This window comes from Kitasatospora sp. NPDC024654 (genome assembly GCF_055559155.1).
Window position 1 is genome coordinate 1 of the sequence record NZ_JBVHLF010000167.1, and the last position, 6,853, is coordinate 6,853.

A 6,853-nucleotide genomic window follows, 5' to 3' on the forward strand; every position below is an offset into this window, starting at 1 on the left:
GCGGACCGTTTCCATCTCCTCAGGTGTCACACCTGAAAGAAGATCACAGCCTACCCGACGACGATCACTTGGGGTACCTAACAAAGCCCTACTAGGAGCGTGTCTCAGTAACCGGCAACCTGCGTGCGGATCGTGATCATCATGCGGGATGATCCTGGTATGCGTGATCAGGAGGGGCTGTTCGAGGCCGAGCCGGTCGAACCGAGGCGGCCGCTGGCACGTGCGGCCGGGGTGGACAAGAAGTTCCGGGCGTTCGAACCGGGCCAGGTGCTGCTCCTGCCGCCGTCGCTGGACGACTGGCTGCCCGAGGACCACCTGGCCCGGTTCGTCGCCGACCTGGTCGACGAGGTGCTCGACCTGTCCGCGATCCTGGCCGACTACACCGAGAAGCGCGGCTACCCGCCCTACGACCCACGGTTGATGGTCCGGCTGCTGATCTACGGCTACACCACCGGGGTGCGCTCCTCCCGGGCGATCGAGCGCCGTTGCGTGGACGACGTCGCGTTCCGGTTCCTGGCCGCCGACCAGGCCCCGGACTTCCGGTCGATCGCCCGGTTCCGCCGCCGCCACCTGGACGCCCTCGCCGACCTGTTCCTCCAATCACTTCACCTCGCGCAAAAGCTCGGCATGGTCAAGATGGGCCGTGTCGCTCTGGACGGCACGAAGCTGGAGGCCAACGCCTCCAAGCACAAAGCCATGAGCTACGGCCGGCTCATCGACAAGGAAGAACGCGTCGAGGCGGAGATCGCCGCCCTGGAGGCGAAGGCCGCCGCCCTGCTCGCGGACGCCGAGGCCACCGACGCCGCCGAGGACGCCCGGTTCGGCGTCGACGGCAAAGACATCGATCTGCCCGCCGAGCTGGACCGCCGCGAGAAACGCCTCGCCAGACTGCAGGCCGCCCGCGCCCAGATCGAGGCCGAGGCCGCCGACAAGGCCCGCCGCCACGCAGAAGACAAGGAACGCCGCCGCCAGCAGCGCACCGGCACCAGCGACGAGCAGGCCGTGATCGACGCCGGCGAGAAGGCCGCCACCAAGGCGAGGCCCAAGCCGAAGAACCAGGCCAACTTCACCGACCCCGACTCGCGGATCATGAAGAACAGCGACGGCGCCTACATCCAGGCCTACAACGCCCAGGCCGTCGTCGACGAGCAGCACCAGATCATCACCGCCGCCGACGTGACGACCTGCGCCTCCGATGCGCCGAACTACACGAGCATGCTCGATCAGTCCGCCGCCAACACCGGCACCCATCCCAAGCAGGCCCTCGTGGATGCCGGGTACTGCTCGGATGCGAACCTCGAAGCCGCACGGGAGCGCCAACTGTCTTGCGGCACCGAGACGTTCATGGCTACAGGCCGCCTCGGCCACGACGAGCAGGTCCCGCCGGCACCCCGCGGACGCATCCCCAAGAACGCCACGCTGAAGGAGCGCATGGCCCGCAGGCTGCGGACCAAGCCCGGCCGGAAGGCCTACAGCCGCCGCAAGGCCATCGTCGAACCCGTCTTCGGACAGATCATGACCTGCCAGATGGGCCGCCAGCTCCTCCTGCGCGGCGAGGACGGCGCCCGCGGCGAGTGGCGCCTGCTGGCCGCCTGCCACAACCTCCGCAAGATCTTCCGCCACACCGGACCCGGCGGTCTCGCCGCCGCGTTCGCCTGAACGGCCCAGGCCGGCCGACCGGCCCCAGCCGGGCCGGCCGCCCGGCGGCAAGCCCGACCACCCGTCACCGGCACACAGGACCGGACAGACACCCAGCAAGCGGCGATCACACCCACCAGGCCAGTTGCCCGTTACAGACACACGCTCCTAGCAGCCGCAACACGCCCCTCTGCGCCCGAGTGGCGGTGGCACCGTCACAGCGGTATCTGGGCCGCGTCACAACCGCTTGCACCCGGGCTGGGGGAAATTCGAGTCGAGGTGACGCCCGGAGTCCGCGGGAGCACCTTCGAAATCGAGGTCACCTCCTCCGAGCTACCGGACGACGGCGTCAACGTTAAGGGAGGAACACAGCACACCGCGGCGAGCGTGCTGGCCGCCGAGTATCAGGCGATCACCGCCGTGATCGTTGACCCGTTCGATGCCTGGGACGACAACCGGCTGATCGAGCCCGAGCAGGTCTCTCCGGACGCAGACCCCTCCGGGGCTGAGCTGATCCTGGCGGCCCCGTACACCCGAGTCGTGGACATCTTCTCGCTGGCGGCAACACTTGCATTCATCGACTACCGCGCCGGGGTGACCCCAGGGGCGTCGACGGGGCACTTCACCCCCGGTACTTCCGGCTACGATTCCGACCAGTTTTACATGAACTCCCTCACGGGATGGTTCATGGAGTACGGCGGAATCCCTGCCACGAACTACGAAGAGGCCGCCAACACCGCAGCCGTGGACACCCCGGAGTTCCGACGCCACCTGGCACGTCACAGGGCCGCGCTGGACCCCTTCGCCACCTGCTATCTCGCAGCGGCAGACCGTGATCCCCGGCCCCTGGACCTCGCCGAGCGACACGCGGCTGGCGTCCAGGCTCTTCGGGCGGCAGGCTTCGAGCAACTGCTCGCCCGGGACCCTCGCGCTCTTCCTGACAGCGTCGCGGAGTTCGCGGCAGCTATCCCCGAGGGCATCGACCGGCTCCGCCAGTGGTCCGTGTCAGCGGTCACGTAATTCCCCACGATCTACATGATCAGCGTCACGTAATTCCCCACCCTCGTGGTCACGTTTCCCCATGGGGACCGCGGTCGTGGACGGGGGTCGTAACGTCCTGGAAGACGCCGATCTGGTGCCGCACCCAGGCTGCCGAGGTCGGGGACGCCTGCCGGGAGGTGATCGACCAGCTGCTGGAGGTCAACGCGCTCTACCGGCTCCGCGCCGCCCAGGGGATCCTCGGCCTGCGGAAGAAGTACGGTGACCAGCGACTGGAGGCCGCCTGCACCAAGGCCATCGCGGTCGGCGACCCGGCCTACCGCACCATCAAGGGCATCCTGATCGTCGGCACCGAAACCGACCCCGAACCGGAGACCGGCGACGCCGGGGCGGCGGCCTTCCACCACGGCCCCGAGGGCCTCTTCGCCGCCACCATCCCCACCCAGACCACGAACGAACTCCACGATGCCCAGGCCCGCGACGACGCCGAGGAGGCCGCGCGATGAGCGTGATGGACACCGCCCTGCGCGAATCGCTCAAGGCGCTTCGGCTCTCCGGGATGCTGGAGACCCTCGACGCCCGCCTCACCCAGGCCCACAGCGGCGAGCTCGGCCACCTGGACTTCCTCCAGGTCCTTTGCCAGGACGAGATCACCCGCCGCGAGACCGTCGCCTTCCAACGGCGCCTGCAGAAAGCGAAGTTCGAGCAGCAGGTTACCCTGGAGGAATTCGACTTCATGGCCTCCCCGAAGCTGCCCGCAGCCCAGATCCGCGACCTGGCCGCCCTGCGCTGGCTCCACGCTGGCGAGTCCGTAATTCTGTTCGGTCCGGTCGAGGTCGGAAAGACACACGTCGCCCAGGCCCTCGGGCACCTCGCCGTTCGCCAGGGCGCGAACGTCCGCTTCGCCAAGACCAGCCGCGTCCTGGCCGACCTGGCCGGCGGTCACGCGGACCGCACCTGGGACAAGCGGATCCACGAGCTCGTCCGCCCCGACGTCCTCATCCTCGACGACTTCCCGATGCGCCAGCTCACCGCCGCCCAGGCCGACGACCTCTACGAACTGGTCAGCGAACGACAAGGCCGGTCCCTGATCATCACCAGCAACCGGGCTCCCAGCGACTGGTATCCCCTCTTCCCGAACCCGGTCGTCGCCGAGTCGCTCCTGGACCGCCTGATCAACACCAGCCACCAGCTCATCATGAACGGACCCAGCTACCGACCGAACAAGCGACCCAGGAGGGAACCCCACCGAGAAGACTGACAAGCCTCCGGTCAACTAGTGGCTCTGCTCGATTGGTCGACCAGAAAATTATGCGGCTGCGGGCGTGTCCCTCCCCGGCTGACGGTGGGGGAGGTGGGGAGGGCCGTTCGACGTCGATCAGTAAGGTTCCTCCTGTGGACTTCGCTCGTACCGATGCCAGCCTGCTCGACCAGTGGTGTTCGCACCACCTCGGATCGAGGATCGTGGCCGAGCGCTTCCGGAGCGGCCGGCTGTCGGCCGTGATCGGTGCCGTGCTTGCCGATGACCGAGAGGTCGTCATCAAGGTTCGGGAGCCGGCTGCCCGTCTCGAAGGCTGCTTCGCCGTGCAGAGTCTGCTACACGCTTCTGGGTATCCGGCTCCCGAGCCGATCCTCGCGCCCACTCCGCTCGGGAGGTGGACTGCCAGCGTCGAAGCACTGGTCGAGGGAGGGGATGAACTCCCGTCTTCGGGGCGAAATCCGCGGCCGTTCGCGTCGGCTCTCGAAGCGCTCGTGCGCACCGCCCGTCCGTTGGCCGCCCGTGTTGACCTCGAACCGAAGCCGTCGTGGAACCGCTGGGACCACGACGAGCCCGGGGCGTGGGCGACCGCCGAGGACATCGAGCGGCCCTTCCACTCGGTGCCAGGTCCGGACTGGCTCGAACGGGCCGGCCGGGCTGCGCGCGAACGAATCGCTTGTTGGCAGGCGCCCAAGGTCGTCGGCCACGGCGACTGGTTCCGGGAGAACTTCCGCTGGCATGGCGAAGAGCTCCACGTCGCGTACGACTGGGACAGCGCGATCGTGGAGACGGAGGCGGTGATCGTGGGGATCGCCGCGGCCTATGTGGCCCCGTCCGTGGAGGAGTCGACGGCGTTCCTCGCGGCGTACCAGGAGGTGGCCGGCCGGTGGTTCGAACGCGATGAGCTCGAAGTGAGCTGGGCGACCGGCCTTTGGCTGCGGGGGTGGAAGTCCAAGCGGCAGGTGGTGACCGGCGAGCCGATACGGTCACTGTCCGAGGACGAGGCGATCCGGCTGTCCGCGCTCGCCGGGCTCTGAGCGCCACCGCCTAGTGGCTTCTCACGCAGCCTTGGCCGGGTAATCAGTCCAGGTACGGATAGGTGAGTCGGGAGCGAAGTCCGCCTTGGGCTTGGCTCGTGCGTTGTGCCAGCGGATGTAGGCACCAATGGCGGCGTTCTGCTCGTCGTGGCTGCGGTGGTCGGTGCCGTTGAGCGCGAAGTAGCGAAGCGCCGCGAACTCGGACTCGATCCAGTTCAGCCATGAGCCGTAGGTAGGCAGAAAGACCAGCTCGACCTGGTTGTCGGCCGCCCATGCGCGCACGCTCGGGTGCTTGTGCGGGGAGAAGTTGTCCAGTACCACGTACAGCTTCTCCCCGGGCCAGCGAGCCCGCAGGGCCTTGAGCAGGCCGAGGAACTCGCGCCATCGCTTGCGCTTGCGGACGCGGTAGTAGATCTTGCCGGTGGCCAGGTCGAGGGCGGCGAGCATGTGCATCACGCCGTCGTAGCGGTTGTAGGTGGCCCTCAGCCGGCGCGGTGCGCGAAGTGGCCGCCACGCCTTGCCCTTGCGCGGCTGGAGGTTGAGCGGGCCGAACTCGTCCACGCACACCACCCGGCCATCGACGGGCGGGGTGTCGTAGAGCTCCAGGACCCGGTGCATCTTGGCGATGAAGGCCGGGTCCGTGGATGCCTTCCAGGTGGTCGTCGTCTGCCACAAGACCCTGCCCTCGCGCAGGATCCGGCGCAGGGGCTCCCGGCTGACGGCGGCGACGACCTTGCGTGTGACCAGGTGCTCGGCGAGCTTGGCCAGGCTCCAGGTGGAGAACGCGGCGATGCCCCAGTCGGCGGGGGACGTCCGGGCGATCAGACAGATGCGCTCGCGCACCTGGTCACTGATCGTCTTCGGTCGTCCCCCGCTCCATTTTGGGTCCAGCGCGTCGAACCCCCGCTCGTTGAAGGCGTGGATGACATCGCGCACGTAGTCCTCGCCGACCTGCAGCAGCGAGGTGATGTCCCGCACCGACTGGCCCTGGGCGGACATCAGCACCACGATCGCCCGCCGAAGCCTCACCGGGGCCCTTGACGTCCGGCCGATCCGCTGAAGCCGCCGGCCCTCCTCCATGCTCACCGGCCGGACAAACACTCCCGGACGACGCCCCACGACCACCTCCAAGATCAGGTCCCGGAGACAGCCTGACGGACTACCAGTAACCGATCAATTTCCCGGTCAACCAATCGAGCCGAGCCACTAGCAAGCGGCGAGCAGACCGGCCAGAATGCCCGCCGGGTCGTGCAGCAAGCGAGCACCGTCGGTCACCACGCGGCGCGTCCCCGGATCGACGGGATCAGTCTTCGCCCAGGCGGGGGCCCCGACGCCAACCTCAACTTCCAGGCCGGAGGCCGTGGAGTAGCGTCGTTCGGTGATCGCCCCCCACGCCTGGGCGCGGATCAGCTCGCCCAAGCCGAGCTCCCCGGCCCACTCGGTGTCGTCAAGATATCGGGGCTCGTCCGTGGTGAGCAGGACGATGTCGATGTCGGAGTCGGGTCGCGCCGCGTTGCGGGCACATGATCCGACGAGGAGCAGACCGACGATGTCTTCGCGGTCCCTCGCCCACCGTGTGATGCGATCGATGATCTCCTCGATCTCAGCGATCCGCTCCGACGACAGCGCCGGCGAACTGCCTGCCGACCGATCGTCACGCCCCATCGCGTCTCCTCTGGGCAAGTAACTGGCGCTGACGTGAGACAGCTTCTCAGGCCGATGCCACAACAACAATCACCAGCCCGACTCGGACCGTCACAGCGGGCTCGGAACCGGCGCCCAGCACCTGGCGGAAGCTGTCAACGTGATCAAGGCAGGTTGTTCGAGCTAATGCTGTGCTGAGTTCGTTGTCTCCTGTTCATCGTGCTGGTCGGTCGGCTTGTTGATCCAGACCTGCTCGGGCAGGGCCGGGGGTTCGGGG

Annotated in this window: 7 protein-coding genes; 5 read left to right on the top strand and 2 right to left on the bottom strand. The window is 68.0% G+C overall.

Annotated elements, in window-relative coordinates; genetic code table 11:
• Positions 1 to 231 precede the first annotated feature (231 nt).
• The 5 genes from ACZ38L_RS37740 to ACZ38L_RS37760 all read left to right on the top strand — a co-directional run bounded on the left by ACZ38L_RS37740 (position 232) and on the right by ACZ38L_RS37760 (position 4,932).
• On the top strand, positions 232 to 1,659 hold the full coding sequence (locus ACZ38L_RS37740) for an IS1182 family transposase (protein WP_465702350.1): 1,428 nt from the start codon (positions 232 to 234) through the stop codon (positions 1,657 to 1,659).
• Positions 1,660 to 1,917: 258 nt separating this feature from the next.
• Positions 1,918 to 2,658 (top strand): hypothetical protein, encoded by a 741-nt coding sequence (locus ACZ38L_RS37745; RefSeq protein WP_465702340.1) that lies wholly within the window; start codon positions 1,918 to 1,920, stop codon positions 2,656 to 2,658.
• Between the two features lie 158 nt (positions 2,659 to 2,816).
• Entirely contained in the window at positions 2,817 to 3,143 is a 327-nt protein-coding gene (locus ACZ38L_RS37750; RefSeq protein WP_465702342.1) for a hypothetical protein, read from the top strand.
• Positions 3,140 to 3,898, top strand: a complete 759-nt coding sequence (gene istB, locus ACZ38L_RS37755; RefSeq protein WP_465702344.1) for an IS21-like element helper ATPase IstB — start codon at positions 3,140 to 3,142, stop codon at positions 3,896 to 3,898. Before ACZ38L_RS37750 ends, istB begins: the two co-directional genes overlap by 4 nt.
• Before the next feature lie 134 nt (positions 3,899 to 4,032).
• Positions 4,033 to 4,932: a phosphotransferase gene (locus tag ACZ38L_RS37760; protein WP_465702346.1), complete on the top strand. Its 900-nt coding sequence runs from the start codon at positions 4,033 to 4,035 to the stop codon at positions 4,930 to 4,932.
• A gap of 21 nt (positions 4,933 to 4,953) precedes the next feature.
• Here ACZ38L_RS37760 and ACZ38L_RS37765 read toward each other — a convergent pair whose 3' ends face one another.
• Together ACZ38L_RS37765 and ACZ38L_RS37770 are read right to left on the bottom strand one after the other, a co-directional pair.
• Complete coding sequence (locus ACZ38L_RS37765) at positions 4,954 to 6,012, bottom strand: IS630 family transposase (protein WP_465702352.1); 1,059 nt, start codon at positions 6,010 to 6,012, stop codon at positions 4,954 to 4,956.
• A gap of 126 nt (positions 6,013 to 6,138) precedes the next feature.
• Positions 6,139 to 6,597: a nucleotidyltransferase domain-containing protein gene (locus ACZ38L_RS37770; protein WP_465702348.1), complete on the bottom strand. Its 459-nt coding sequence runs from the start codon at positions 6,595 to 6,597 to the stop codon at positions 6,139 to 6,141.
• Positions 6,598 to 6,853 lie beyond the last annotated feature (256 nt).

What these genes read in the sequence shown, in the direction of transcription:
- ACZ38L_RS37765 (WP_465702352.1), bottom strand. Translation starts at nt 6,012, where the DNA reads ATGGAGGAGGGCCGGCGGCTTCAGCGGATCGGCCGGACGTCAAGGGCC.
- istB (WP_465702344.1), top strand. Translation starts at nt 3,140, where the DNA reads ATGAGCGTGATGGACACCGCCCTGCGCGAATCGCTCAAGGCGCTTCGG.
- ACZ38L_RS37770 (WP_465702348.1), bottom strand. Translation starts at nt 6,597, where the DNA reads ATGGGGCGTGACGATCGGTCGGCAGGCAGTTCGCCGGCGCTGTCGTCG.